Annotated in this window: 18 protein-coding genes and 2 pseudogenes; 7 read left to right on the plus strand and 13 right to left on the minus strand. The window is 69.2% G+C overall.

What is annotated here, in order from left to right; translation table 11 throughout:
- Window positions 1-99: 99 nt before the first annotated feature.
- From AC3EVP_RS07110 to AC3EVP_RS07120, 3 genes are all read left to right on the plus strand, one after another.
- Entirely contained in the window at window positions 100-378 is a 279-nt protein-coding gene (locus AC3EVP_RS07110; protein ID WP_435127394.1) for a P-loop NTPase family protein, read from the plus strand.
- A gap of 1,205 nt (window positions 379-1,583) precedes the next feature.
- Window positions 1,584-2,477, plus strand: a complete 894-nt coding sequence (locus AC3EVP_RS07115; RefSeq protein ID WP_435127282.1) for a PucR family transcriptional regulator — start codon at window positions 1,584-1,586, stop codon at window positions 2,475-2,477.
- A gap of 68 nt (window positions 2,478-2,545) precedes the next feature.
- Window positions 2,546-3,682, plus strand: coding sequence for an acetate/propionate family kinase (locus tag AC3EVP_RS07120; RefSeq protein ID WP_435127284.1), 1,137 nt, complete (start codon window positions 2,546-2,548; stop codon window positions 3,680-3,682).
- Here the strand turns inward: AC3EVP_RS07120 and AC3EVP_RS07125 are convergent.
- Entirely contained in the window at window positions 3,679-4,113 is a 435-nt protein-coding gene (locus AC3EVP_RS07125; protein ID WP_435127286.1) for a DUF2267 domain-containing protein, read from the minus strand. The two genes, AC3EVP_RS07120 and AC3EVP_RS07125, sit on opposite strands and share 4 nt — an antisense overlap.
- Window positions 4,114-4,417: 304 nt before the next feature.
- The gene (locus AC3EVP_RS07130) at window positions 4,418-5,059 is read right to left on the minus strand and encodes a hypothetical protein (protein ID WP_435127390.1); all 642 of its coding nucleotides are present in this window, start codon (window positions 5,057-5,059) and stop codon (window positions 4,418-4,420) included.
- 511 nt (window positions 5,060-5,570) lie between these two features.
- Between AC3EVP_RS07130 and AC3EVP_RS07135 the strand changes: the two genes are divergently transcribed.
- A complete protein-coding gene (locus AC3EVP_RS07135; RefSeq protein WP_435127288.1) occupies window positions 5,571-7,745 on the plus strand; it encodes an FUSC family protein in 2,175 nt (724 codons plus the stop codon).
- Window positions 7,746-8,428: 683 nt separating this feature from the next.
- Here the strand turns inward: AC3EVP_RS07135 and AC3EVP_RS07140 are convergent.
- Window positions 8,429-9,879: pseudogene (locus tag AC3EVP_RS07140) on the minus strand (MFS transporter); the annotation flags it as partial.
- Between the two features lie 92 nt (window positions 9,880-9,971).
- Here AC3EVP_RS07140 and AC3EVP_RS07145 point away from each other — a divergent pair.
- Window positions 9,972-10,232 (plus strand): hypothetical protein, encoded by a 261-nt coding sequence (locus AC3EVP_RS07145; protein ID WP_435127290.1) that lies wholly within the window; start codon window positions 9,972-9,974, stop codon window positions 10,230-10,232.
- A gap of 205 nt (window positions 10,233-10,437) precedes the next feature.
- On the opposite strand, the pseudogene AC3EVP_RS07150 reads toward AC3EVP_RS07145, so the two are convergent.
- Window positions 10,438-11,649: pseudogene (locus AC3EVP_RS07150) on the minus strand (PP2C family protein-serine/threonine phosphatase).
- A 106-nt stretch (window positions 11,650-11,755) separates the two neighbouring features.
- Here AC3EVP_RS07150 and glsA point away from each other — a divergent pair.
- Together glsA and uvrA are read left to right on the plus strand one after the other, a co-directional pair.
- Window positions 11,756-12,796 (plus strand): glutaminase A, encoded by a 1,041-nt coding sequence (gene glsA, locus AC3EVP_RS07155; RefSeq protein ID WP_435127292.1) that lies wholly within the window; start codon window positions 11,756-11,758, stop codon window positions 12,794-12,796.
- A gap of 110 nt (window positions 12,797-12,906) precedes the next feature.
- Window positions 12,907-15,375, plus strand: a complete 2,469-nt coding sequence (gene uvrA / locus AC3EVP_RS07160) for an excinuclease ABC subunit UvrA (RefSeq protein WP_435127294.1) — start codon at window positions 12,907-12,909, stop codon at window positions 15,373-15,375.
- Between the two features lie 353 nt (window positions 15,376-15,728).
- Here uvrA and AC3EVP_RS07165 read toward each other — a convergent pair whose 3' ends face one another.
- From AC3EVP_RS07165 to dnaK, 9 genes are all read right to left on the minus strand, one after another.
- Window positions 15,729-16,178, minus strand: a complete 450-nt coding sequence (locus AC3EVP_RS07165; RefSeq protein WP_435127296.1) for a DUF1931 family protein — start codon at window positions 16,176-16,178, stop codon at window positions 15,729-15,731.
- A gap of 50 nt (window positions 16,179-16,228) precedes the next feature.
- Window positions 16,229-17,905, minus strand: a complete 1,677-nt coding sequence (locus tag AC3EVP_RS07170; RefSeq protein WP_435127298.1) for an FAD-dependent oxidoreductase — start codon at window positions 17,903-17,905, stop codon at window positions 16,229-16,231.
- Window positions 17,906-18,008: 103 nt separating this feature from the next.
- Complete coding sequence (locus tag AC3EVP_RS07175) at window positions 18,009-18,272, minus strand: UBP-type zinc finger domain-containing protein (protein ID WP_435127300.1); 264 nt, start codon at window positions 18,270-18,272, stop codon at window positions 18,009-18,011.
- Complete coding sequence (gene trxA / locus AC3EVP_RS07180) at window positions 18,272-18,802, minus strand: thioredoxin (protein ID WP_435127302.1); 531 nt, start codon at window positions 18,800-18,802, stop codon at window positions 18,272-18,274. Before trxA ends, AC3EVP_RS07175 begins: the two co-directional genes overlap by 1 nt.
- A complete protein-coding gene (clpB, locus tag AC3EVP_RS07185; protein ID WP_435127304.1) occupies window positions 18,802-21,426 on the minus strand; it encodes an ATP-dependent chaperone ClpB in 2,625 nt (874 codons plus the stop codon). Before clpB ends, trxA begins: the two co-directional genes overlap by 1 nt.
- Entirely contained in the window at window positions 21,417-21,806 is a 390-nt protein-coding gene (locus AC3EVP_RS07190; RefSeq protein WP_435127306.1) for a chaperone modulator CbpM, read from the minus strand. Before AC3EVP_RS07190 ends, clpB begins: the two co-directional genes overlap by 10 nt.
- On the minus strand, window positions 21,803-22,780 hold the full coding sequence (locus tag AC3EVP_RS07195) for a DnaJ C-terminal domain-containing protein (RefSeq protein ID WP_435127308.1): 978 nt from the start codon (window positions 22,778-22,780) through the stop codon (window positions 21,803-21,805). The genes AC3EVP_RS07190 and AC3EVP_RS07195 overlap by 4 nt, the downstream gene beginning before the upstream one ends.
- 7 nt (window positions 22,781-22,787) lie before the next feature.
- Window positions 22,788-23,345 carry a nucleotide exchange factor GrpE gene (locus AC3EVP_RS07200; protein ID WP_435127310.1) on the minus strand — a complete coding sequence of 186 codons (558 nt, stop codon included), beginning with the start codon at window positions 23,343-23,345 and terminating at the stop codon, window positions 22,788-22,790.
- Window positions 23,346-23,354: 9 nt separating this feature from the next.
- Window positions 23,355-25,262: a molecular chaperone DnaK gene (gene dnaK, locus AC3EVP_RS07205; RefSeq protein WP_435127312.1), complete on the minus strand. Its 1,908-nt coding sequence runs from the start codon at window positions 25,260-25,262 to the stop codon at window positions 23,355-23,357.
- Between the last annotated feature and the right edge of the window lie 733 nt (window positions 25,263-25,995).

Genomic DNA, 25,995 nt, shown 5'->3' on the forward strand with positions numbered 1-25,995 from the left:
GCAGGGGAAGGCTGGTTGCGACCACTTGCGGGAGAGCCGTCGCGGCTGCCGAAGGATAGCGCCACGCCCGACACCCGGACGTCTCTACGCTGGAGCACCATGAGGAAGGTCGCCATCGTCGGCTGCGGAGGCAGCGGCAAATCCCACGTGGCCCGCGAGCTGGGCATGAGCCTCGACGCCCCGGTCACGCACCTGGACGCCGCGTTCTACGACGACGAGTGGAACACGCTGCCCATGAATCTGGGGGCCGGTCAGCTCGTCGCCGACGAGCTCGACGGCTCCGCCGGGCGCCTCCGCGGTGTCGAGCAGGAGCGCGGCGACCTGCGGGAACTGCGCGTCGGCACCGTCCCCCGGCAGCTCGAAACTCGTACGCGGTAGGCGAACCCCCTGCAAGATCGTTCTCACCGGGATTTCCTGCACCTCAACCACTCACACCCGTTGGCCCACAAGGCCGTTTCTGCGGCTGCGGCGACTGCTCCGAAGCGTCGGACACCGCGACCTCCGCCAGGCTGCCCCTCAGTCCCAGGGCCAGGTGCACACGCCTGGGCTCGCGGGTGAGGCCCTGTGGCGAGCGGCGTAACGTGAAAGGGGAATGTTGCTGTCGAGCCGCGAATGGACCTGCGATGGACACTGCTGCCTTTCCGACCGGCTGGTCCCTCCACCCCATTCCGCAACCGGGGGCTGCTCGGCACGCACTGCTACGGCTGGTGACGCTGATGCTCCACGGCGATGATGAGCGCGAGGTGCTATGGGGTGCGATGGCGGCGATCGCCGCCACCGGCCCTTTCATCGCCGAAGCGGCGTATGTCGTGCACGACGGTCTGGCGCGGCGATGCCCACCGTGCCGGGTGGCTGCCCCGGCCTCCGCCCGGCCGGGGAGCGCTCCGGCACCGGAGTCGCCGGTGGTAGATCCCAGTGGCCAAGCTGCGGCTGAAGAGCCTGCTGCCGAAGCTGTGGCGGCCGGCAGGCTCGACCGGCGGATTGGCGCTCTGGACGGCTACAGCCGTCGTCTGCACGGGCCTGGCGGGCTGTGGGTACAGGCCATCGCCTTGCGGTACCGGGACAACTGCCTTGGCTATCTCGTCGTCCGGTCCCCGACCGCACCCTCAGATGAGGAGACCGCCCTGGCCGACCTGCTCGCGCAGCAGACCGGGATCGCGCTCGCGCGCCTCACCGGGAGCGGAGGAGAGCTGGCCCGCGCCGGCCCGGGGAACTCGCCAGGCATCGGGGAGTGGCCGGGAACCGCGGGTGGCCCACCTACCGCGGGCGTCAGCGCGTCCGTGTCCGCCCTGACCTCGCGACTCGCCCTCCACGACGCGCTTTCCCGTGCCGCCGCCTCCGGCAGGGGAGAGCAGGGAATCCTGCAGGAGCTCCACGATCACACGGGATTCGCGGCCCTCACCGAGGACCGCTTCGGCAACCCGCGGGCCTGGGCGGGTCGCGACAGGGGCGAACCCAGCAGAGGGCTCAGGAGTGGACCGCGCCCAGGCCTGGGACACCGGGACCGGGACACCGTGGTCCGGGGCGCTCGTCACCACCCCGGCGGCTTCCGCGACCGGGACCGGCTGGTCGTCCCCATCTATATGGCCGGAGCTCCACTCGGCGTGGTCGCGCTGGTCGATCCGGACCGGCAAGCGGCGGAAACGGACACCTCGGCGCTCGAACAGGCCGCTCTGGTGCTGGCCCCCCTGCTCTCCCACGAACGCAGACTGGCCGAGCTGGAGCCCCACCTGCGCCGCGACCTCGTCGACCGGCTGATCTCGGGTGAGACGACTGACGACGAGTTCACCCAGGCAGCAGTCCTCGGCCACGACCTGCACCGGCCGCACAAGGTCGCCGTACTGGAGTGGCCCGGGACGGACGAGAGGGCCGGCCTCGGCGACGCGGTGGCGCGGGCGGCCCGGCGGCTGCACCTGGACGTTCTCGTCGGCTCCCGTGGCCCGACCACGGTCGTACTTCTTGCCGGCGGGGACCGGCGTGACCCGGCAAGCGAGTTGCATCGGGCCCTCTCGGACGAACTCGGCACCGGGGCCGGCACGATCGGGGTCGGCGGCCACTGCGACGTCCTCACCGATCTGCCGCACTCCTACGATGAGGCTGTCCGTGCCCTCACCGTCCGCCGCCGATCCCAGGATCCCTACGGCAGCACCCACTTCGAGGAGCTGGGTCTGTGCCGCATGATGGGCACGGGCGACGGCGAACGCGAAGCCGACCGCTTCGTCCGTGAGTGGCTGGGCCGACTGCTGGACTACGACGCCCGCCACCACACCGAGCTGGTGACGACGCTCTCGCGCTATCTGGAGAGCGGCGGTAGCTACGACACGACCTCGGAGATGCTCCTCATCCACCGCAGCACCGTCCGCTACCGCCTCCAGCGCATCCGTGAGATCACCGGGCACGACCTCAGTGACGTCGAGACCCGCCTCAACCTGCACGTCGCCACCCGCATCCGCAACGTGCTCGACGCACCCTGCTGAACGGATACGCCCGCGTTCGTACGTACGGGCCGTGGCACGCGACCGGCCCGACTCGTGAGGAGGCATGGATGGATCCCAGCGCGTCTTCCGGAGAGCGTGTTCTGGTACTCGACGCCGGCTCCTCAAGCCTGCACATCACCCTGTTCGGCGGGGATGACACGCAGATCGCCAGTCGCGACGCCGAGAGACCGCCAGGGCCCGAAACGACCGAGGAGTTGCGCGGGTTCCTTGCCACGGTGCCCACGCCATCGGCCGTAGGGCATCGCCTCGTTCACGGTGGGCCGAGTCTGACGGAGCACACTCTGATCGACGGAGCGGTGCGCGCGTTGCTGGAGGAGTCCGCGCCTTTGGCACCCCTGCATATGCCGTCTGCCCTCGCCGTAGTGGACGCCGCCGGTGAGCTACTGCCCGAGGTTCCCCACGTCGCCTGTTTCGATACGGCCTTCCACACGGAGCTACCTGCCGCCGCCTATCAGTACGCGGTCCCTGAGCAGTGGCGCGTTCAGTACGGGTTGCGACGCTATGGCTTTCACGGTCTTTCCTACAGCTGGTCCCTGGCGCGTACGGCCGAGGTGCTGGGCCGCCCCGCCGGCACCCTCCACCTCGTCATCGCTCACCTGGGCGGTGGCTGCTCGGCCTGCGCCGTGCGCAACGGCCGCAGCGTGGACACGACCATGGGACTGACCCCGTTGGAGGGGCTGGTGATGAGCCGCCGTAGCGGCAGCATCGATCCGGGGGCGCTTGTGTGGCTCCAACGTCAACACGGACTGAGCGCAAGGGAGATCGAGGAGACACTCCACCGGCACTCGGGTCTTCTCGGCCTCTCGGGTACCTCGGGGGACACACGCGACCTGGTGCGTGCGCGTGCGAAGGGAGACGCGTCCGCCCAGAGCGCTCTGGCCGCCTTCGTGCACAGCTGCTGCCGCGGCATCGGTGCCATGGCTGCCTCGTTGGACCGTCTCGACGCTCTGGTCTTCACCGGCGAGATCGGCGAGGACCAGCCCGAGGTACGCGAGGAAATCTGCATGCGCCTACCCGTCCTGGGAGTACATGGCGGACTCTCCATTCCCTCGGAGAGGGAACTGCGCGAAGACAGAGCACGCAGGATCGACGCACCCGGTACGGACGTCCCGGTTCTCGTCGTCGCTACCGGGGAGACTCAGCAGATCGCCGAGGAGACGCGTCGCGCCCTCATCCGCCGTTAGGGCTGCGGGAAGATGGCCGCCAGGGAACCGGGAAAAACGGCCTTCACGTCATCCCACTCCCCGCTGCTGACGTACTGCTGCAGCACCTTGAGAACAGTGCGTGCCAGCTGCTCGGTGTCGCTGTCGATCGCATAGGGGAAGTTCTCTCGGACGCGCGTGAAGAATTCTTCCTTGCTCATCTTCATCGGTGCTTCCGAAGGCTTCCACCCGTCGTAGTAGATGCCCCGCAGCAACGTCGGCAGCTGCGCACCGAATTGGACGCACTCGTCGACGGTCAAGCGATCCCGAGCCGTGTGCAGCACCGCTCGCAGTGCTGCGTATGACTGCTTCCGGCGGTCCTTGGGCCACCCGTAGGCCTGCTCGATTTCCTTGAGGACGTGATTCGCCTTGTCCACCATGACGTCGAACGAGGAGAAACCTGTGTCCACCATCTTGTGATCCTTCCGCTGCCTTGGGTGGGTCGGGCTTGTGGGCCGGGTCTGGGGTGAGAAGGCACCGAAACAGGCCTCGGCAACGTAGATCGCGGCCGCCGTCCTCCCCGCAGCACCCCAGAACATTGGACCAACGGATGAGTCGTATGTCCGCACCGATGAGGCGAACGGGTGTATTCGTCTCGATCCACCCGTTCCCAAGCGGCCCGAGCCTTCCGCCTTCGCGGGAGCCGCTGTTCGGGCGAGCACGCTCGCGACGGTGGGCCCAAGATGAGGGGCCCCGTAACTGCCGGCGAGCCGTCCGTCAGTGGAGAATGCTCACCGCGCGGGCGATAACGAGGAGTGACGTCAGCAGGGCGGCGATGGCCTGCACGCCCATCATGACCTTGGCGCGAGTGGACAGCGGCATGGTGTCCGTAGGACTGAAGGCTGTCGAGTTCGTCACGGAGACGTACAGGTAATCGATCAGGACGGGCATCCAGTCCGATGTGGCGCTAGCGCCGTCCGCGACTTCCTGAACCGCGTCGTCGTCCTCGTCCTGGGGGAACCGGAAGTCCGCCAACGGCAGGTCGGCGCGCCGGGCCTGGGTGCGGGTGACGGGGCCTCCCCGGTCCAGTTCCCAGTACGCCAGGCCGAAGACGATGATGTTGGTGAGCCAGACCTGCAACGCGGCCACCAACAAGGAACGCCCGTCCTTCACTCCGGCGTAGACCAGCTCGTGGATCAAGATGCCGAGGGCGACCAGATTGCTCGCGGCGATGACCAGCACGAGTGTCAGCGACAGGACACGGAATACCTTGGTCTGCCGTGTCAACCGTTTGGGGTTGACCGCGATGAGCGGTAAAAGCAGCAACATTTCCAGTGCGGGCAGCACATAGCGCGGTGCGACCAGCAGCCGTTGCGGCAGGCCCACGTAGAGAGCGATGGCAGAGAGGATCGCGATCACGCCGGGCAAGCGGGCCTCTCCACGGCGCCCGTGTCGGGGATGCCTGGTCCGGGCATAAGCGAGCCTACGCGTCATTGCCTGGTCCCTTTCGTCGGCATTGCCCGCTGTGGCCCGACTTCCCTGGAGTCTAATCACCGGTGTACTCAAAGGCTCCGACGGAACCGGTGGGATCACCCCCGAATCGGCAGGAAGCCCGGCTGGCTACCCCGGTCATGCACCGCCGTCCGGCCGCAGACTGTGTCGGCGGCATGGTGCCCCGCCCCGCCCCGTCGGCTCGCGGCCCTCGGCCCCGTTTCGGATACCCCCTTGGACTGCTCCGCGTCCTCCTTCTGGCATTCCGGATCGCCCATACGGACGACATCGAGCCGCGGCCGCTCGGCCTGAACAAGCAGCTCGGAGGCTGTGGCCATGGGCGCAGTCGAGGGTCTCGCGCCCGCCGAACGCGACGCCGCGAGGAGGCGGCGGCGCGGCCGACGCGACCCCGCAGGACGTTCCGGTTAGGCTCCCACCCGTGACGTGGCTGCGGGCCTTCGGGGCGGTCGTGCGATCCGGGCTCACGATCGAGGAGACACGGCTGGAGCCCCTGCTCGCACTGCGCACGGCGGCTGGTGTGGCGATCGTCATCGGGCCGGCGCTGTGGCTGGTCTCCCCTGCGTATGCCGCGTCCGCCGCCCTGGGTGCCTATTCCGCGGGTGGCGCCACCTTCCAGCGCACCTGCCGTCCGCGCAAGGTGATCGCGCTCGGTGCGGGCGCGGGTCTGGCGCTGAGCACCTTCGTGGGCTACCTGGCGGCGGGACGGCTCGTGACGTTCCTCCCGCTGCTGGCCGTATGGGCTTTTGTCGCGGGGATGGCGTGGGCGGTCGGATCGACCGCTGGGATCGTCGCAGCGACGACCGTCGGCAGCATGCTGGTGACCATCACGCTGCCCACGAGTGTCGGGCGAGCCCTGGAGCACGCCGGGGTCATCGCGCTCGGGGGCGTGGTGCAGGCCGTGCTGATCTTGTTGTTCCCGATCCGCCGTTGGGGTGCGCATCGTGACGCGCTCGCCGACGCGCTGGCCGCCGTGGCGGACTACGCCCGCCGGCTGCGGCACGACCCGAGCGCCCCGTTCGACCCTGGGCCGTTGATGTCGGCCCGGGACGCGGCGGCCGTGACGCCCTCACAGGCCCGCAGCCGTCCTCCCGTTCTCCACGGCCCCCGGGGACTCGCCGAGCGGATTCGGCCGGTCGTCGCCGCGCTCGCCGACCCGGACGTCGGCGCGCCGGAGGAGGGACCCGGGCGGGACCGCGCTCGGGAGTTGCTCGCCGCGGCCGCGGACGTTCTGGATACGGCCGCCCGTTCGATCCGCCTCGGCACGCCGGCGGAGGTCCCGCCCGAGAGCATGGGCGTCCTGCGCGTCGACAAAGACCACGAGGTGCTGGAGGGGCCCGCGCGGCAGGCCGCAGAGCAGCTCGTGGAACTGCTCGGCGAGGCGATGGAGATTGCCCGGACTGGAGACGAGCGCGGGAAGACGCCCACACCGCCCGGACCCGCGGGCGCTGAGTTCCTGGTGCGCCCGACCATGCTCCGGCTGGTCCCGGTCGTCCTCCGGGCGGTCCACCGTGAACTCCGGGGGGACTCGCCCGTGTTACGGCACGCCATCCGCTTGGCGGCGGTGGCCCCGCTCGGCTACCTGCTCGCCGCCCGGCTATCCCTGGGCCACGGCTACTGGGCGCCCATCACCTCGGTGATGGTGATGCGACCCGACTTTCACCGGACATACGCGCGCGCGGTCGCCCGTCTCGCCGGAACCCTGGCGGGAGTCGCGCTCGCCACCGGGATGGTGCAGGCCCTGGGCTCGGGCACCCACGTGTGCGCCGTGTTGGCGGTGGTCTCGGCGGGCCTGTCATACACGCTGGTCCGTACCGGCTACGCCTACTCCCAGTGCTTCACTGCCGCGTACGCCGTCTTCCTGCTCGGCATGGGCGGTCAGGCGTGGGAGCAGACGGTCCCGCAGCGGGTGGTGCTCACCCTGCTCGGCGGGGCCCTGGCCATGCTGGCGTACGTCGCGCTCCCCGCATGGGAGACACCCCGGCTGCCGAGCCGGCTTGCGGACTGGCTCGCCGCCAACGGACGCTATGCGGCCGCAGTACTCCGCAACTACGCCGAACCGACTCGGGAACATCACGCCGACATGCGAAGGGCGCTCCTGGCGAGCAGGGAGGCAGGTGCCGCCTGGCAGAAGTCATACGGCAGGGCAAGACAGGAACCCCTCCGCCCGAGGGGTCTGACGTCGCGAGAGGCGGAGGAGGCGCAGGAAGCGCTCGAGGGAATCGGCCGGGCAGCGATACTCATGGAGAGCCAACCCCCTCCGGCCGACAGCCGTTCCGGCCCCGAGTCGAAGCGGTTTGCTGAAGCCCTGGAGGCGGACACCGCGCAGGCGGCAGCGAACGTGCGCGAGCACAGGAATCCGGAATGGCGGCGCGTGAAGGAGGCGCTCCACGCATGGGATGGCGCCGCCGGGGATCGGAGCCCGGTGGCACGGCGGGGGACTGAACTGCAAAAACGGGCTCTGGACGACTTTGCAACTGCCGTAAGCCGCACACCCCTGGAACGGGACGTCAGCTCTGCTCGCGAGGAGCAGCGAGTGCGGGAGGCAGGGGAAGCGGGAGGGGACGGATCAGGGCTCGCACACCGGGGCGGGTGACAGGTGTGGTTGCGTCATGCTCGTATCGCCGAACGGCAAGTACCGCACCGGCCTATCGCCGGGTCGCAGGCGGCAGCCGCGATGTGCGAACAGAGGAACCGGCTGGAGCGTCCTCCAGGCGTTCGCAACGCGTGTCTTCGGGGGCGAATGGCGGAGCGCCCGCTGGTTTCTGCCCAGGCACCGAGAAACCGGTCCCGCTGGTGACGGTGTCCTCCATCAGCGCGGATGTGAAGGTGGGGGACACCGGGGTCGAGCGCAGGGGGGCGGACCACGTGTCAGTCGTCGTTCCCGCGCTCCGGTGGGGCGTACGAATGGGCGGATGTTCGCCGTGCCCGGGACTCGAAAACCGCTTCGCCCAGGGCCCTGCGGAAACGGCCGGGGCCCCAGCCCTTCCCCTTCACCAGCTTTTCGAGGGTGGCCCGGTCCATCGTCCCGTTCTCGCGGAGCGCGTCCGACACCTCTTCGATCTCACGGTCCTCGGCCTCGTCCGCCATCGCGGCCGTACGGCTGTTCTGCCCGCCGGTGCCGGCCAGTCCCGGGGAGTAGAAGGAACTGCCGACGCCGGGGGCGTAGCGGCGGCCACCGGTGCGCTCCCGCTGGCTCTGCCTGACCTTGCGTTCTGCGATCCGGGGGCCGCGCGATCCGAGGTCCGGCTGCGGGGCGGGTTCGCGTCCTTCGAATTCGGCCTCGGCCTCTTCGGCGGTGAGCGGGCGGGCGATGTTCTCCAGCGACTGCTGCTCCGCCTGTACGCCGAAGAACATCTCCGCAACACCGCCGAGCAGCATGACGCCTGCGCCTACCAGGAAGCCGACAGCGACGAGGTTCCTGCTTCCGCTGTTGATGAACTGGCCGAAGAGCAGCGGACCGGTGATACCGCCGACGGCCGTTCCCACCGCGAAGAACAGGGCGATGCACAGCGCCCGGCTTTCCATTGGGAAGACCTCGCTGACCGTCAGATATGCGGAGCTGGCTCCCGCCGAGGCGATGAAGAAGGTCACCAGGACCAGGGCGAAGAAGGACCAGTCGGTCAGGTTGTTGTTCATCAGCAGCGCCGCCAGGATGGCGGTGACGATCGCCGACCCGAAGTATGTCGCCATGATCATGGGCTTCCGCCCGACCGTGTCGAAGAGCCGGCCGAGCAGCAACGGCCCGAGGAAGTTGCTGACCGCGAAGATCACCATGAAGTAGGGCATCTGGCCCGAAGCCACGCCGAAGAAGCCGCTCAGGAGCGTGCCGAGGTTGAAGGTCACCGCGTTGTACAGGAAGGCTTGGCCCACGAAGAGGGCCAGGCCCAGCAGTGCCCGCCGCGGGTAGCGCTGCGCGGCCCCCCGGGCGATCTCCCGGAACGGGATGACGCGCCGCTGCCGCACGGCGATGGACCCCTGCGGCTGCGGCAGCTCCCGCTGCGTCTCGGCCCGCACCTCGTTCTCGATCCGGTCCACGATCATCTCGGCTTCCTGTTCCCGGCCGTGGATAAAGAGCCATCGGGGGCTCTCGGGGACATGGCGGCGGACGACCATGATGCCCAGTCCGAGGATCCCGCCGATCCCGAAAGCGATCCGCCAGCCGATGTGCAGACTGACCCAGGAGGTGTTGAGCAGGATGAGTGACCCCAGGCTCCCCAGCGCGGCCCCCACCCAGTAGCTTCCGTTGATGGTCAGGTCGATCTGGCCCCGGTTGCGCGCGGGGATGAGTTCGTCGATGGCCGAGTTGATCGCCGCGTATTCGCCGCCGATACCGGCACCGGTGAAGAACCGGATCAGGAAGAAATACCAGGGCGCGAAAGCGAAGGCGGTGGCGAGTGTGGCCACGATGTAGAGCCCCAGTGTGACGATGAACAGTTTCTTGCGGCCGAACCGGTCGGTGAGTTGCCCGAAGAACAACGCGCCCACGCACGCACCGGCGACATAGATACCGGCCGCGGTACCGATGTCGCCGGAGGACATATGGATCCCGCTGCCCTTTTGGGTCATCCGGGAAGCCACCGATCCGACGATGGTCACCTCCAGGCCGTCGAGATCCAGACGGCGCCAAGGCCGATGACGATTCGCCAATGGAAGCGCGACCATGGCAGCCGGTCCAGGCGGGCCGGGATGTCCGTGCGAATGGTGCGCAACGTGCCGGACTCGCTCATAGGTGCCTCAGTTCTTTTTTGAATAGTCCATTCGGGCGATCCGGCAGGTGCCCAGGAGTCCGTCGCGCGCAATTCCGCGTATGGTCGGCAGAATGCTGCGCTGCCGCCTGCTCGGCCACCGTTTCCACTTTTCCCATGAGGGCTGCACCCTGCTCTGGATTTGCCTGCGTGAGTGTGGTGCGTCCGGGCGCAAGCGTTATCTGACCGCCGAGGAGGCGGAGCGGTATGCCCGGGCGTTCGACCGCCGGGACATCGATTCCCTCGGTCGACACGCTCCGCTGTTCGGACTGTACCCGCTGCGACTGTGGCGGGCCTGGCGTGACCGGCGGCATGCCCGCTCGGTGGCCGGCTAACCGTCCCGCCCGCCCGGGACACGGGATGATCGCGTCCCACAGAGGAACTTGGGCACCCTGCTGACCGCGCTGTACCCGTCCCGACAGCTCGGCCGTTCAGGCGTCGAAGGGGGGTTTCGCGGGGACGGGTCGAATCGCCACGCGTCAGCCGCCTGGCATCGCCACGCCGGCCTTCCGGGCCTCCAGGTGCCATGGCCGCGTCGGCTCACTGACCGGGCGGCTGCCACTCGATCATTAGAATGGTGGCGTCGTCGCTGAGCTCTTCGTGCTGATGAGCGAGGATCGCGTGAATGAGCAGGCGGAGCACTTCCGGGGCGTTCTGCCCGGCGGCGGTCGACCGGATGATGTAGTCGGTGAAACGCTCCAGGCCGAATTGCTCTCCGCTCTCATCGCGCGACTCCACGACGCCGTCCGTGTAGAGCAGAATCCGGTCACCGGGTTCGAGGCTGGCCTCGTGTATCTGCCGGGAACCACCGGCCAGGCTGGAGGGCAGGCCCAGTGGAGGCTCCGAAGCTCGCTCCAGGGCCCCGTCGAGCAGGCGCTGGCCACGGATGAGCAACGGCGACGGGTGGCCGCAGTTGGACCACTGCAGCACGCCGGTCGGCATGTGCAACTGCGTGAAGATGCCCGTGCAGAACTGGTCCGGAAGCCACTTCGTCAGTGCCTGGTCGACCGCATCGACGAGTTCGGCCAGGTCCGCGCCCGTGCGACGGGCATTGCGGCAGCCCGCCATGGCCACGGAGGTGGCAAGTCCGGACGACAGGTCGTGGCCCATGCCATCAAGGATCGTGGCATGCAGAAAGTCCTCGGTGAACGAATGGTCGAAGGCATCGCCGCCCAGCTCGTACGCAGGTTCCAGGACCGCGGTCGACATCACCTGGCCGGTGCCGATCGAGCGCGGGGGGAGAAAGGCCCTCAGCATCTCCGTGTGCAGTTGCATCGGCCGCGTCCGCATGCGCTGCGCGAAGGTGTCGGTGTATGTGCCCTTTGAGTTGATGATCATGGCCAGGAGCGACGCCATCGCCCGGCAGCGCCAGAGTGTGAGCCCGTCCAGTGTCTCCATGCGGAATTCCAGAACGCCCAGCCGCTCCGCTCCGTCGACCAGCGGCAACCATATGGTCAGCCCGTCCGGCGTGTCTTCCTCCACCCGCAGAGAGTTTGTCCGATAAGCTCATCCGGCCAGGGAGGCGTCGACCTCCAGGTCCGGCTCACCCTCGACCAGCGGCAGCAGCAGTCTTTGCTGAAGATCGGCCAGATAGACCACTGCACGGCCCATGCTCATGGCCTCGGCATATCGCTCCAGGACTGTCGGCAGTTCCGCCGGTGACGCCTGCCGGGCGGTCCGGAGCAGCTCCTCCAGCAGCAGTTCGGCAGCTCCGGCCGAAACGCTCGCGCCTGCCATACGATCACCTGCCATGGTGAGTCGCCACCGTTCAAAACATCATTTGGGACATTATGTATCAAATGCTCCCTTTCGTGTAAGGGCAGACCTGCGGGTGATCCGTGAGAGGAAGCCACAGTTCATGGGCGAGGTAATCCACGATCCTGGCGACTCGGCCGGGCCCGCCCATGAGGCGGCGGCTGTCTCCACCGGCAGCCTGCCCAGTGCGGAAGCGGTGGATGACGCGCTGTCCGCGGCGCACGCACGGTTTCGGGACGACGTCTCGGGACGAGTGGCGGACTACATTCCCGCTCTGGCCGAGGCCGAGCCGAGCCTGTTTGGACTCAGCGTCGCCGACGTGCATGGAAGCGTTCGCCAGGCCGGTGACGCCGGCTATCCGTTCTCCATCCAGTCCATCTCGAAGGCGTTCGTGTTCGCCCTGGTGGACCAGGCCCTCGGGCGCGAGTCGGTCCGGCGGCGGGTGGGGGTCAACAACACCGGCCTGCCGTTCAACTCCATCCTGGCCATCGAGCTCAATCACGGCAGCCCGATGAATCCGATGGTCAATGCTGGCGCACTGGCCACCACGAGCCTGGTTCCGGGAGCGGACGCCGCCGAGCGTTGGGACTTCGTCCAGCAGGGACTGTCCCGGTTTGCCGGCCGTGAACTCAACCTGGACATGCGGGTGTACACGTCGGAGGCTGCCTCCAACCAGCGCAACGAGTCGATCGCCCGGCTGCTGGACAGTTACGAACGCCTCGGCTGGGATCCGATCCAGACCACGGACGTCTACACCAAGCAGTGCTCCCTCTCGGTGACCACCCGCGACCTGGCCATCATGGGGTCCACCCTCGCCGCCGGCGGGGTCAATCCCCTTACCGGTGACCAGGTCGTCGACGCATCGGTATGCCGTGACACTCTGGCCGCCCTGGCCACCTCCGGCCTGTACGAGCGAAGCGGCGACTGGCTCTACGAGATCGGCATGCCGGGCAAGAGCGGGGTATCCGGCGGCATCCTGACCATCGCTCCCGGCAAGGGCGGGCTGGCCGTGTACTCCCCCGGTCTTGACCCGGCCGGCAACAGCGTCCGCGGACAACGAGCGACCCACTACCTGTCCGGCGCGCTGGGCCTCAATCTCTTCGCTTCCGCCCCGCACCTGAGATCCGAAGTCGGCACCTACTAGCTAGGCCGTGTATCGAAAATGGATCCGGGATACTCCGGACGCTGGTGAGAGCGAGACCCGGTGACGACGCCTGCCGCGCGGTTCTCGGCGCGATCAGGTAATCAGGAACGGTGAACAAGGACGCGACCGACCGCTTCGTGCATGTCCGGGGCGCCAGTGAGAACAATCTGCGGAACGTCGATGTCGATGTTCCGCGGGACGCGTTGGTCGCCTTCACCGGCGTCTCCGGTTCGGGCAAGTCTTCGCTCGCCTTCGGGACGCTCTACGCGGAGGCCCAGCGGCGCTACTTCGAGTCGGTGGCACCGTATGCCCGAAGGCTGTTGCAACAGGTCGGTGCACCGCACGTGGAGGAAATCACCGGACTGCCACCGGCCGTGGCACTGCAGCAGCGACGCGGGTCGCCCAGCTCGCGCTCGACGGTCGGCACCATCACCACGCTGTCCAATCTGCTGCGCGTGCTGTACTCCCGCGCCGGCACCTATCCGCCCCGGGCTGCACGGCTGGAGGCCGAGTCGTTCTCACCCAACACTGCGGCCGGCGCCTGCCCGGAGTGCCACGGGCTGGGCGTCGTGCACGACGTCGCCGAGGACCTGCTGGTCCCGGACCCCTCGCTGAGCATCCGCGAGGGGGCGATCGCCGCCTGGCCGGGCGCCTGGCAGGGCGCCAACCTGCGCAGCGTCGTGAGCGGCCTGGGGATCGACGTAGACCGACCGTGGCGCCGGCTCAGAAAGAAGGACCGGGACTGGCTGCTGTACACGGACGAGCAGCCCTCCGTGTACATCGAGCCGGAGGAGGACCGCGTCGACTACGGCTACCAGGGCAAGTTCTGGAGCGCGCGCAAGCACGTCATGCACGTCCTCGCCGACTCCAAGAGCGACAAGATGCGCGAACGGGCGCTCCGCTTCGTCAGGAGTGTGCCCTGCCCCGAATGTCACGGCAGTGGACTGCGGCCCGAGGCGCTCGCCGTGACCTTCGCCGGACGTTCCATCGCCGAGATCAACGCGATGTCGCTCACCGAGGTCGTGGCGCTGCTGCGGCCCGTCGCGGAGCGGTCCGAGGCCGACGCCACCACATCGACCGCCCGATCCGGGGAGACGACCGAGGTCGCGGTCCGGATCTGCGGCGATCTCGTCGCGCGGGTCGACGTACTGCTCGACCTGGGCCTTGGATATCTCAGCCTCGGGCGCCGCTCGACGACCCTGTCGCCCGGCGAGGCGCAGCGCCTGCGGATCGCCACCCAGCTCCGCTCCGGGCTCTTCGGCGTCGTCTACGTCCTCGACGAACCCTCCGCGGGCCTGCACCCGGCTGACGCGGAACCGCTGCTGGACGTGCTGGACCGCCTCAAAGGAGCGGGCAACACGCTGTTCGTCGTGGAGCACGACATGGACGTCGTAAGGCGGGCGGACTGGGTGGTCGACATCGGCCCCGGCGCGGGCGAGGGCGGCGGACGCGTGCTCTACAGCGGCCCGGTCGCCGGTCTTGAGCGGGTCGAGGAGTCGGCTACGTGCCAGTACCTGTTCGGGCGCGCCCAGCCGCTCGATCACCGCCCGCGCACATCGCACGGCTGGCTGCACCTGAGCGGCGTCTCGCGCCACAATCTGCACCATGTGTCCGTCGACGTACCGCTCTGCGTCCTGACGGCGGTGACGGGCGTGTCCGGTTCCGGAAAGTCGACGCTGGTGACGCAGGTGCTCGCCGAGGTCGTCCGCGGTCACCTCGGGCTCGTACCCGAGGAGCCCGACGAGGCGGATCTGGAGATCGACGTCCAGGACGCGTCCGGGGTCGAGTCGTTCGACCGGCTGGTCCGGGTCGACCAGCGACCCATCGGCCGAACTCCCCGGTCCAACCTGGCGACGTACACGGGGATGTTCGACGCGGTCCGCAAGCTGTACGCCGGGACGGACGAGGCCAGGGCGCGCGGCTACTCAGCCGGGCGGTTCTCCTTCAACGTGCCCGAAGGGCGGTGCGAGACCTGCCAGGGCGAAGGATTCGTCGCGGTGGAACTACTGTTCCTGCCCGGCACCTACGCCCCGTGCCCGACCTGCCAGGGCGCCCGGTACAACGCCGAAACGCTGGAAGTCACCTACCGCGGCAAGAACATCGCGGAAGTGCTGGCAATGTCCGTCGACGCCGCCGCCACGTTCCTCTCCGCCGTCCCGGCCGCCTCCCGCAGTCTGGAGACATTGCGCGAGGTAGGGCTGGGGTACCTGCGTCTGGGCCAGCCCGCCACGGAACTCAGCGGCGGTGAGGCGCAACGCATCAAACTCGCCACCGAACTGCAGCGAGCCCGCCGCGGGCACGCCCTCTACCTGCTCGACGAGCCCACGGCGGGGCTGCACCCCTCGGACATCGCTATGCTACTGCGCCAGCTGCACCGGCTCGTCGACGCCGGCAACACGGTCGTCGTCGTCGAGCACGACCTGGACACGATCGCCACCGCCGACTGGGTCATCGACCTCGGCCCGGGCGGCGGCGACGCGGGCGGGAGGGTAGTCGCGACAGGCCCGCCGGCCAAGGTCGCGAGGGCCCGCCGTAGCGCCACCGCGCCCTACCTCGCGGCCCGCCTCGCCCGCTCCTGACGACGACGCGAAGGGCTGAGCACCGCTTGGGATCAGTGACGCCGAGACGGGCCCGACTGAGGAGGACGAGAACAGACCAGCCCGGACCGTTTGCCGGGGCTGTGCTTCGCGGTGGTACATGTCCCGACTTGGCGAGGACAGCGGTCACGTTCGCTTGACATCCGCCTACGCGGACAGGGCGCCGGAGCGGCCGGTCCCGCTGGGGCCTCGGCGCCTGCCAGCGCTCACATCGGTCAGGGTGCGACGTGAGCGTGGTTGCTGGCGGCAGCACCGGGGCAACGAGTGCTGCGGGCTGGGCTCGCCCGCCGCCTGATCGGCTCTGACCGAACCGGCAAACCCGCAGGATGCCCCGCTCAGATCAACAGGTCGAAGAGTTCGAAGGCTTCGTCCCACTGGTCCGTGGAGGGGCGGCGGGTGTCGCGGGCGATGGTTTTGAGGGCGCGGGCGAGGGCGACGCTCAGGCCGCCCGCCAGGTCGGGCAGCCGCTGCTGGGTGTCATCGGCGGCGTCCATGCCGAGGGCTGGGCGGGCGGCGAGTTGGTCGAGCAGCGGGCGTAGTTCGATGCCCTCCTCCAGCTTCTGGAAGGCGTGGATGCTCTCCTGCAGGCCTTTGGTGACCGGCAGGTCCTGCGGCTCGATGATGTCCCGGTTGTTGGCCTTGGCATCGGCGGTTGCGATGAGGAAGAGGTCGTAGAGCTTGGCGTCCACGAAGTCGTTGTAGCGCTTGAGGTCGTTCTTGCTGACATCGAGGCCGGCGGCTGCGCGGAAGAAGCGCTCGAACTTGGGGACTCCCATGACGGGCATGTCGTGTCACCTTCTCGTGGCGGTGATGGGCTGAGGCCAGTGGGCTGAGGTCATCGGATGGTGGGCAGTCCCACCTCCCGGAGGTGCTCGTGTGCCAGGCGGACAGCCATGGCGCCCTCGCCGACTGCGGAGGCCACCCGCTTGACCGAGCCACTGCGGACGTCGCCGACGGCGAAGACTCCCGGCAGACCGGTCTCCAGGGCGAGCGGGGTGCGGGCGAGGGGATTCCAGAGGTCTGCTGTTACCCGGGCCACGTCCTGCCCGGTCGGAATGAAGCCGCGCCGGTCCAGGGTGACGGCGTCGGCGATCCAGGAGGTGGCGGGGCGCGCGCCGATGAAGACGAACAGGGCGCGGGCTGCCAGCACCTCCTGCTCGCGGGTGCGGTTGTTCTCGACGACGACTGATTCGATCCGGTCCTCGCCGGTGACCTCCCGGACCTCGGTATGCAGCCGGACGTGGATCCGGGGGTGCTGCTCGATCCGGTCGATCAGATAGCGGGACATGCTGTGTTCCAGGTCTCCTCCGCGGACCAGAAGATGGACGGCGGGCGACTCGCGAGCCAGGAACAGGGCTGCTTGGCCGGCGGAGTTGCCGCCGCCGACGACGGCGACCGTGTCAAGGCGGCAGGTCTGTGCCTCCCAGACGGTGGCGGCGTAGTGGATCCCGAGTCCTTCGAACCGCTGGACGCCGGGGGCGGTCAGTCGCCGGTAGCGCGCGCCGGTGGCCACGACGACGTTGGTGGCGGTGGTCGTGCCGCCGTCGGCGAGCCGCACCACGTTGGTCCCGTCGCGCTGTTCGAGGCCGGCGGCCTCGGCGGGGATGTCGATCCGGGCGCCGAACCGGTTGGCCTGTATGACCGCGCGTTCGGCGAGCTCCGTGCCGGAGATACCGGCGGGGAAACCGAGGTAGTTCTCGATCCGGGAGGAGGTGCCGGCCTGGCCACCGGTCGCCACGCCGTCCAGGACGATGGTGGACAGCCCTTCGGAGGCGCCGTACACCGCGGCGGCCAGGCCCCCGGGTCCTGCGCCGACCACCACCAGGTCACAGACGGCCTTCGCGGCGGTCTCGGTCCGTAGCCCGATGACCTGGGCGAGCTCAACGTTGGAGGGGTTGCGCAGTACTCGGTAGTCGTTCCAGACGACGATCGGGGTCTCCTCCGGAGCGATCCCGAGACGCGTGAGCAGCGCTTCGGCTTCGGTGTCCTTCTCCAGATCGGCCCAGCGGTGCGGGAGGCGGTTGCGGGCGGCGAACTCCAGCAGCCGCCGGGTGTCGGGGGAGAAGGCGGAGCCGATGATGCGGAAGCCCGTCCCCGCGCCGGCCAGCATCGTACGGCGCAGCAGGTAGGCACGTAGGATTACGTCGCCGAGCGCGGGTTCGCGGCTGAGCAGGTCACGCAGGGCGGCCGCACCCACCGCGAGCACCTCGCCGGGTGTGTTCACCACCGCGCTGACGAAGGCGGTCTGGCCCTCCAGTACGCCCAGTTCACCGAGGAAGCTGCACGGACCGTGCAATCGGACGACGTGCTCTTGGTCGTCGTGGCCTTCGACCACGGCCACCATGCCGCTGAGGACGACGAAGAACTCCTCACTGCGTTCGCCGGCCCGGAAGAGCTGTTCCCCCTCGCGGACCTGCCGCACCTGTCCGCAAGATCTCAGGATCGCGATCTGGTCGTCCGTCAGTCGCGGGTACGCACGGTGGCAGTCGTCGGTCGGGGCCGGGGTCGGCACGGTTCGCTCCCTTCGTCGGTAACACACGCGGAGGCGGAGAGCAGAGTTCGGAGGACAGCCAGAGCTGCGGCGCTGAAGGAGCCGCCAGGTCGGCGCTCCGGTCTCAGACCATCGCCTCGTGCACGAAACACCACCGCCAGTCCTCACCGGGCTCGAACGACTGGACGATCGGGTGGCCGTCGGTCGCCGCGTGGGCACGGGCGTGCCGCATGGGCGAGGAGTCGCAGCAACCGACGTGGCCGCAGGTGAGGCACAGGCGCAGGTGCACCCACGGAGTCCCCATGCGCAGGCAGTCCTCGCAGCCTTGGCTTGTTCTGGGAGTCACGGGCCGGACCATGGACAGGTGCGGGTCGGGAAAAGTGGTCATCACGGCCTCCGGGAGGCGGGATCTGCGGGTCCGTGCGACGTCGACAGCGACTCGTCCACCCACTGGCGTAGCGCGTTGGCGGGCGCGGCGCCGGTCTGGCGGGCGACTTGCCTGCCGTGGTCGAGGATCAGCAGGGTGGGTACGGCTTGGACCTCGAACCGCCGTGCCAGGGCGGGGGACTTGTCGATGTCGACCTTCACGAGCTTGATCCGGCCGGCCAGGTCCCTGGCGACCTGTTCGAGGGCCGGGCTCACCATGCGGCAGGGGCCGCACCAGGTGGCCCAGAGGTCGACCAGGACGGGCAGGCTCGCCTGCTCGGCGACCTCCCCGAAGTCGGCGTCGCCCGCTTCGGCGATCCACGGCAGTGGGGCCCGGCAGTTTCCGCAGCGTGGGCTACCCTGCCCCGCGGCGGGTACGCGGTTGGTCCGGCCGCAGTTGGCGCAGGCGACCGCCCGCACCGGGGGCGCGGCGCCCGCGGTACTGCCGTCACGGCCGCCGGGGTCGGCGCGGCCTTCCGGAGAAGCACTCATCACGGCTCCTGCTGCTCGTCCTGGAGGGTGACGGTCAGTTCGCCGCCCTGGGCGTCGACGAGGATGATCACGCCTTCGCGTGCCTCACCGCCGAGCAGCGCGCGGCCGATCTTGGTCTCGACTTCGTGCGAGATGAAGCGGCGCAGCGGCCGGGCTCCGTATACGGGGTCGTAGCCCTCGGCTGCGATCAGGTGGCGGGCCGGCTCGGTGAGGACGAGCGTGATGCGCTGCTCGGAGAGGCGGTCGCGCAGTTCGTCGAGGAGCAGATCGACGATGCGTTCGATCTGCGCGATGCCGAGCGGGTGGAAGAGGACGATGTCGTCGACGCGGTTGAGGAACTCGGGGCGGAAATGGCCGTTGAGCTCGGTCATCACCAGTGCTCGCGCTTCGGGTTTGATCTCGCCGGCCTGGGTGGCGTCCTGGAGCAGGTACTGCGACCCGAGGTTGGAGGTCATGATGATCACGGTGTTGCGGAAGTCGACGGTTCGTCCCTGGGCGTCGGTGATCCTGCCGTCGTCCAGCACCTGGAGCAGGGTGTTGAAGACGTCGGCGTGGGCCTTCTCGATCTCGTCGAACAGGACGACGGAGTACGGCTTGCGGCGTACCGCCTCGGTGAGCTGGCCGCCCTCCTCGTAGCCGACGTAGCCGGGGGGCGCGCCGACCAGGCGGCTGACGGTGTGCCGCTCCTGGTATTCGCTCATGTCAAGGCGGATCATGTTGGTCTCGCTGTCGAACAGCGCGGCGGCCAGGGTCTTGGCCAGTTCGGTCTTCCCCACGCCGGTGGGGCCGAGGAAGATGAAAGAGCCGATCGGCCGGCGCGGGTCGCGTACCCCGGAGCGGGCCCTGATGACCGCGTCGGCGACGAGCTGGACGGCCTCGTCCTGGCCCACGACCCGTTCGCGCAGGATCTCGTCCAGCTTCAGCAGCTTCTGCCGCTCGCCCTCCTGAAGGCGGGTGACGGGGATGCCGGTCCACGCGGAGACGATCTCGGCGATCTCGTCGGCGGTGACCACCTCGTGCAGCAGTCGGGTCTCGCCCTGTTTGGCGGCGAGTTGTTCCTCCTCCGCGGCCAGGCGGCGCTCCAGTTCGCTGACGGTTCCGTAGCGCAGCTGAGCGGCCCGGTTGAGGTCGTAGGCGCGTTCGGCCTGCTCGGCGTCCTGCCGGGCGCGTTCCAGTTCCTGGCGCAGTTCCTGCACCTTGCGGATGGCTTGGCGCTCGGCCTCCCACTGTGCGTGCTTGGCGTCGACCTCGCCCCGCAGATCAGCCAGTTCACGCCGCAGATCCTCCAGGCGGGCGCGGCTGGCCGGGTCGGTCTCCTGGTCCAGCGCGGCCTCTTCGATCTCCAGGCGGGTGGCCCGGCGGGTGAGTTCGTCGAGTTCGGCGGGCATGGAGTCGATCTCGGTCCGCAGCCGTGCGCATGCCTCGTCGACGAGGTCGATGGCCTTGTCCGGGAGGAAGCGGTCGCTGATGTAGCGGTGGCTGAGGGTGGCGGCGGCGACCAGCGCGTTGTCCTGGATCTTGACCCCGTGGAAGATCTCCAGTCGTTCGCGGATGCCGCGCAGGATGGAGATGGCGTCCTCAACGGTCGGCTCATCCACCAGCACGGTCTGGAAGCGGCGTTCGAGGGCGGCGTCGGACTCGATGTGCTTGCGGTACTCGTCCAGCGTGGTGGCGCCGATCATGTGCAGCTCGCCTCGGGCCAGCATGGGCTTGAGCATGTTGCCCGCGTCCATGGCGCCTTCGGCGGCGCCGGCTCCGACGACGGTGTGCAGTTCGTCGACGAAGAGCAGGATTCGGCCCTCGGCGCTCTTGACCTCCGAAAGAACGGCCTTGAGGCGCTCTTCGAACTCGCCGCGGTACTTGGCTCCGGCCACCAGCGAGCCCATGTCGAGCGAGAACACCGTCTTGTCCCGCAGCCCTTCCGGCACGTCGCCGCGCACGATCCGCTGGGCCAGGCCCTCCACGATGGCGGTCTTGCCGACGCCGGGTTCGCCGATCAGCACCGGGTTGTTCTTGCTCTTGCGGCTGAGGATCTGAACCACTCGGCGGATCTCGGCGTCCCGGCCGATCACCGGGTCGAGGCGGCCGGTGCGGGCCTCGGCGACGAGGTCGCGCCCGTACTTGTCCAGGGCCTCGTAGGCTTCCTCGGGGTTGGCGGAGGTGACCCGCTGGTTACCGCGCACCGTGGTGAGGGCGGCGAGGAAGGAGTCCTTGCTGACGCCTTGTTCTCCGAGCCGCCTGCCGGCCGCGGTGGTCGAACCCTCGTCCACCAGGGCGAGCACCAGGTGCTCGGTGGAGACGTACTCGTCCTTGAGCCGCTTGGCCTCCTGCTCCGCGGTGTCCAGCAGCCGGGCCAGCCGCTGGGTGACCATGACCTGGTCGGGGGCGGCTCCCGGACCGGTGGTGCGGGGGCGCTTGGCGAGATCGGCTTCGACGGCGGCCCGCAGGGCGGCCGGGTCGGCGCCGGCGTCGGCCAGCAGACGGGTGGTCAGGCCGTCCTGCTGGTCGAGCAACGCCAGGAGCAGGTGCTCGCCGTCGACCTCGCTCTGGCCCATCCGTACCGCGACGCTCTGCGCTTCCTGCAGCGCTTCCTGGGACTTTTGGGTGAGGCGGTTCATGTCCATGTCGTCGGCTCCTTGGCGGCTTCTTCGCTGCGCCGCAGTGCGGTTTCCAGACGTTCGATGCGGTCGAGCAGGTCCAGGACGACGCCAACGGCTGCGTAGTTGAGGCACAGCCCGTTCCGCAGTCGCTGGACCCGGGCGATGGCCGACGGCGCGCTCGGTCGGAACCACAGCCGGCCCCGGGCGTCACGCTCGGCGTCCACCAGCCCGAGGGCGACGAAGCGGCTGACGAGTTCGGGCGGTAGACCGCTGCGGCTCGCGACTCCGGCCATCGTGAGCTGATAGGGGCTGGCGCTGGTTCGGTAGACCCGCACCAGGGGATAGCCGGCCCTCGTGCCGGTGTGTCCGGAGCCTTCGGCGGGAGTACGGCGTTCAGCTCTCATGTCTGCTTCCTCGGGTCGAAGGAGGAGACGGCGGCCAGTTCCTCGAACAACTCGCGTTCACGCGGGCTGGGCGAGGGCGGCACCATCACCTGGATTTCGGCGTAGAGGTGACCAGGGGAACCCTTGGGATGAGGCATCCCCTCACCGCGCAGCCGCAGCCGGCGGCCGGTGGAGGTTCCGGGCGGCACATGAACCTTGACCGTCCCACCCGGACCGGCGACCGGCACCGTCGCCCCCAGTGCGGCCTCCCAGGCCGTAACCGGCAGATCGACGTGGATGTCGCGCCCGGCGAGCCGGTAGCGGGGATGGGGGGCGATGCGGACCACCAGATAGAGGTCCCCGGCGGAACTGGGCCCGCGGCCCCGACCGCCCTCCCCCGCGAGCCGAATGCGCTGCCCGTCGACGACTCCGGCCGGGATGGTGACGTCGTAGCTGCGTTCGCCCCCGGGACCACCCAGGGTGACCTTCCGCCGGCCGCCGCGGTACGCCTCCTCCACACTGAGCGTGAGCTCGGCCTCCTGGTCCGCGCCGGGTATCGGACTGCCCCGCCCGGCGCGGCCGGCCCGGCCGCCGAACATGCCTCCGAAGAGGTCCTCGAAGTCCACGCCGGAGGCGTCGAAGTCGGTCTCGGTCCAGGTCCGGGAGCCTGCCCGGTCGGCGCCTCGGGTGCCTCCGAAGGGACTGCCGCGGTACGCGCCGGCCCCGCCGCCGAAGCCCTGACCGGCCGCGACACGCTCGTCGTAGTCCTCCGGAATCTGCCGGAAGTCCGGGCCGAAGCGGTCGTAGCGGGATCGGGTATCCGGATCGGACAGCACGCTGTACGCCTCGTTGATCTGCTTGAAGCGTTCCTCGGCGGCCGGATCGCGGTTGACGTCCGGGTGGTAGCGGCGGGCCAGGGTACGGAAGGCCTGCTGGATCTCGGCGCCGTCGGCAGTGCGGGGAACGCCGAGCACCTCGTAGTAGTCCTCTGCCATGGCGGCCTCACTCCTGCTTGCCGCTGACCGCTACCGCGGCCGGCCGCAGCTGGCGGCCGGGCTCGCCGTAGCCGGGCCGCAGAACCTGGACCACGGTGCCCGGAGCGGTGCCCGGTTCATCCACCACGGACACCACCTCGTGCTGCTCGGGGTGGAAGGGGACACCGGTCTCCTCATGCCGGGGATAGCCGAGGCTCCGCAGCACATCGACAGCCTGATCGCGTACCGCCCGGACTCCGCTGACAATCGCGCCAGGGTCGTCGGCGCCCGCGTGGGCGAGGGCCAGTTCGAGGTTGTCGACGACCGGGAGGAACGCCGCTGCCACCTTGGCCCGCTCGGCCTCCCGTTCCCGGGGAAGCTCACGGGCGTAGCGCTTGCGAAGGTTGTCGAGGTCAGCCAGGGCTCGCCGCCATCGGTCCTCCAACTCCTCCACTTCGGGGCCAGAGGGTGCCGACGTCCGCTCCCCGGTTGTGGGCTCCGGCGGGGACGGCTGCGGTGAGGGCGTCTGCCCGGGCTCGGGCGGGGAGCGGTCCTCTGCGGGACGTGCCTGTTCCTGGTCCGACATGTGGCGGCCTCAGCTCTTGTCGAAATCGGCGTCGATGACGTCGTCGTCGCTCGGGGATCCGGCCTCAGGACCCTGGCCGGGCGCCGCGCCGGGCTGGGCACCAGCCGCGCCTCCACCCGCTCCGGCGGCGTGGGAGGCCAGCGCCGCATGGATCTGCTGGAGCTCGGAGCTCAGGCTCCGGGACCGTTCTGCCGGCGCCTCCTCCTTGACGGCGGAACGCGCCTCGTCGATCAGCAGTTGGGCGCGGGCTCGCTCGTGCTCCGGTGCGGCGTCGCCGAGGTCCTCCAGCCGACGCTCCACCTGGTACGCGGCGGCGTCGAGCTCGTTACGGGCGTCGATGGCCTCGCGCAGAGCCAGGTCGCTGGTGCGGTTGCTCTCGGCCTCGTCGATCATCCGCTCGACCTCGGACGGATCGAGGTTGGAGCCCTCGCTGATGGTGATCGACTGCTCGGCTCCGGTGTCCCGGTCCTTGGCACTGACCTTGAGGATGCCATTGGCGTCGATGTCGAAGGTGACCTCGATCTGGGTCTCCCCGCGCCGGGCCGGCCGCAGGTTCTCCAGTCGGAAGCGGCCCAGCACACGGTTGTCGGCCGCCAGTTCCCGTTCGCCCTGGAGCACCACGATGTCCACGGCCGGCTGGTTGTCCTCAGCGGTGGAGAAGGTCTCGGACCGGCGAGCAGGAATGGTGGTGTTCCGCTCGATGATCTTGGTCATTACGCCGCCGGCCGTCTCGACGCCCAGCGACAGGGGGGTCACGTCCAGCAGCAGGACGTCCTTGACCTCGCCCTTGAGCACACCGGCCTGAACGGCGGCGCCCAGCGCCACCACCTCGTCGGGGTTGACGCTCATGTTCGGGTCCTTGCCGCCGGTCATCCGGCGGACCAGGCTCTGCACGGCCGGGATGCGGGTCGAGCCTCCGACGAGGATGACCTCGTCGATGTCGTTGTCGGTGACCTTGGCGTCGCTCATCGCCGTCCTGACCGGTTCCAGGCAGCGTTCCACCAGGTCCGAGGTGATCTGCTCGAAGGTGGAGCGACGGACCGTCTCGGTGAGATGTTTCGGCCCGGAGGCGTCTGCCGTGATGAACGGCAGGCTCACCTGAGTCTGGCTGACCGAACTCAGTTCGGTCTTCGCCTTCTCGGCCGCCTCGAACAGGCGCTGCAGAGCCTGCGGGTCCTTGCGCAGGTCGATGCCCTCGGCCTTCTGGAAACCGTCCGCCAAGTGGTCCACCAACCGGCGGTCGAAGTCGTCGCCGCCCAGATGGGAGTCGCCTGCAGTGGCTCGCACCTCCACCACACCGTCGCCGACATCCAGCAGGCTGACGTCGAAGGTGCCGCCGCCGAGGTCGAAGACCATGACCGTCTCGTGGCCCTTCTTGTCCAGCCCGTAGGCCAGCGCTGCGGCGGTCGGTTCGTTGATGATGCGCAGGACTTCGAGGCCGGCGATCTTCCCGGCGTCCTTGGTGGCCTGGCGCTGGGCGTCGTTGAAGTACGCCGGTACGGTGATGACCGCCTCGGTCACCTTCTCGCCGAGCGACTTCCCCGCGTCGTCGGCCAGCTTGCGCAGCACCTGCGCGCTGATCTCCTCCGGCGCGTACTGCTTACCCTTCACCTCGAAGCGGGCCACCCCGCCGGGCCCCTCGACCACGTCGAAGGAGACCGCCTTGGCCTCGTCGGAGATCTCGCCGTAGCGACGTCCGATGAAGCGCTTCGCCGAGGTGATCGTGCCCTTGGGGTTGAGGATCGACTGCCGTCGCGCGAGCTGTCCGACCAGCCGCTCGCCGTCATCGGAGAAGGCGACCACCGACGGGGTCGTCCTGGCTCCCTCCGCATTCGGGACGACGGTGGGCTCACCACTCTCCCAGGCCGCGATCACCGAGTTGGTGGTACCGAGATCGATGCCTACTGCCTTCGCCATGAAAATCTCCTCCGTCGCGACGCGGGACCGATCAGCGGGCTGCCAGGCATACGGAGCCGGGGCATACCGCACCTAGTGGCAGCCTCGCGCGGTATGCGGCGCGCTTCCTCGCCCCGGCAGGACCAATCCGCGCAGCCATTCCGGTCCGCGAGGACGGGGGCGCGGCGCCGGCTCGCAGGTGAGACCCCCTGCCGAGCGGCGTAGCGTAAAAAAGGGGAGGCGCAGTCGGACGCGATGGACCTGCGACCGACGCGGCTCCCTTTTCGACCGCCGGGCCCTCCACCCCATTCCGCAGCCGAGGACCGCACGTCACACACTGCTAGAGCTCGTGACGGTCATGCTCGACGGAGAGGATGAGCGCGGAGTGCTGTGGAGTGCCATGGCGGTGATCGCCGCCACCGGCCTGGGGCTTCGCACCCCGCCGTCACTCGGCGCGCTCGTTCTCCAGGAGCAGTACTCGGCTCTTGCTGCGGAAGACGACGGCCTTGACGGACACCGGCCACAGAGGGGGCTTGTAGGACGGCATGGCGATCCTCATGGTGCGAAGCGTCCTCAGACCGTAGCACGTGATCCGCTTTCCCTATCCGCTACGCTGCGAGTTGGACGGTTGACAGTCTGTCGCTTTGCCCGGGAGTCGGAGCACGCCGACAGTGAGGTCCTGTTCCCGCGGGGTCAGAGGAGATCGGTCATGCGTCGTGCGACCGCCAGGTGCCGCGACCGGGAGTGTCTACTA

It is taken from the genome of Actinacidiphila sp. bgisy144 (assembly GCF_057708105.1).

Excerpts from the sequence above, each read along its gene's own strand:
- AC3EVP_RS07110 (WP_435127394.1), top strand. The coding sequence starts at position 100 with ATGAGGAAGGTCGCCATCGTCGGCTGCGGAGGCAGCGGCAAATCCCAC.
- AC3EVP_RS07115 (WP_435127282.1), top strand. The coding sequence starts at position 1,584 with ATGGCCGGAGCTCCACTCGGCGTGGTCGCGCTGGTCGATCCGGACCGG.
- AC3EVP_RS07120 (WP_435127284.1), top strand. The coding sequence starts at position 2,546 with ATGGATCCCAGCGCGTCTTCCGGAGAGCGTGTTCTGGTACTCGACGCC.
- AC3EVP_RS07125 (WP_435127286.1), bottom strand. The coding sequence starts at position 4,113 with ATGGTGGACACAGGTTTCTCCTCGTTCGACGTCATGGTGGACAAGGCG.
- AC3EVP_RS07145 (WP_435127290.1), top strand. The coding sequence starts at position 9,972 with ATGCTGCGCTGCCGCCTGCTCGGCCACCGTTTCCACTTTTCCCATGAG.
- glsA (WP_435127292.1), top strand. The coding sequence starts at position 11,756 with ATGGGCGAGGTAATCCACGATCCTGGCGACTCGGCCGGGCCCGCCCAT.
- AC3EVP_RS07165 (WP_435127296.1), bottom strand. The coding sequence starts at position 16,178 with ATGCCCGTCATGGGAGTCCCCAAGTTCGAGCGCTTCTTCCGCGCAGCC.
- AC3EVP_RS07175 (WP_435127300.1), bottom strand. The coding sequence starts at position 18,272 with ATGACCACTTTTCCCGACCCGCACCTGTCCATGGTCCGGCCCGTGACT.
- trxA (WP_435127302.1), bottom strand. The coding sequence starts at position 18,802 with ATGAGTGCTTCTCCGGAAGGCCGCGCCGACCCCGGCGGCCGTGACGGC.
- clpB (WP_435127304.1), bottom strand. The coding sequence starts at position 21,426 with ATGGACATGAACCGCCTCACCCAAAAGTCCCAGGAAGCGCTGCAGGAA.
- AC3EVP_RS07190 (WP_435127306.1), bottom strand. The coding sequence starts at position 21,806 with ATGAGAGCTGAACGCCGTACTCCCGCCGAAGGCTCCGGACACACCGGC.
- AC3EVP_RS07195 (WP_435127308.1), bottom strand. The coding sequence starts at position 22,780 with ATGGCAGAGGACTACTACGAGGTGCTCGGCGTTCCCCGCACTGCCGAC.
- AC3EVP_RS07200 (WP_435127310.1), bottom strand. The coding sequence starts at position 23,345 with ATGTCGGACCAGGAACAGGCACGTCCCGCAGAGGACCGCTCCCCGCCC.
- dnaK (WP_435127312.1), bottom strand. The coding sequence starts at position 25,262 with ATGGCGAAGGCAGTAGGCATCGATCTCGGTACCACCAACTCGGTGATC.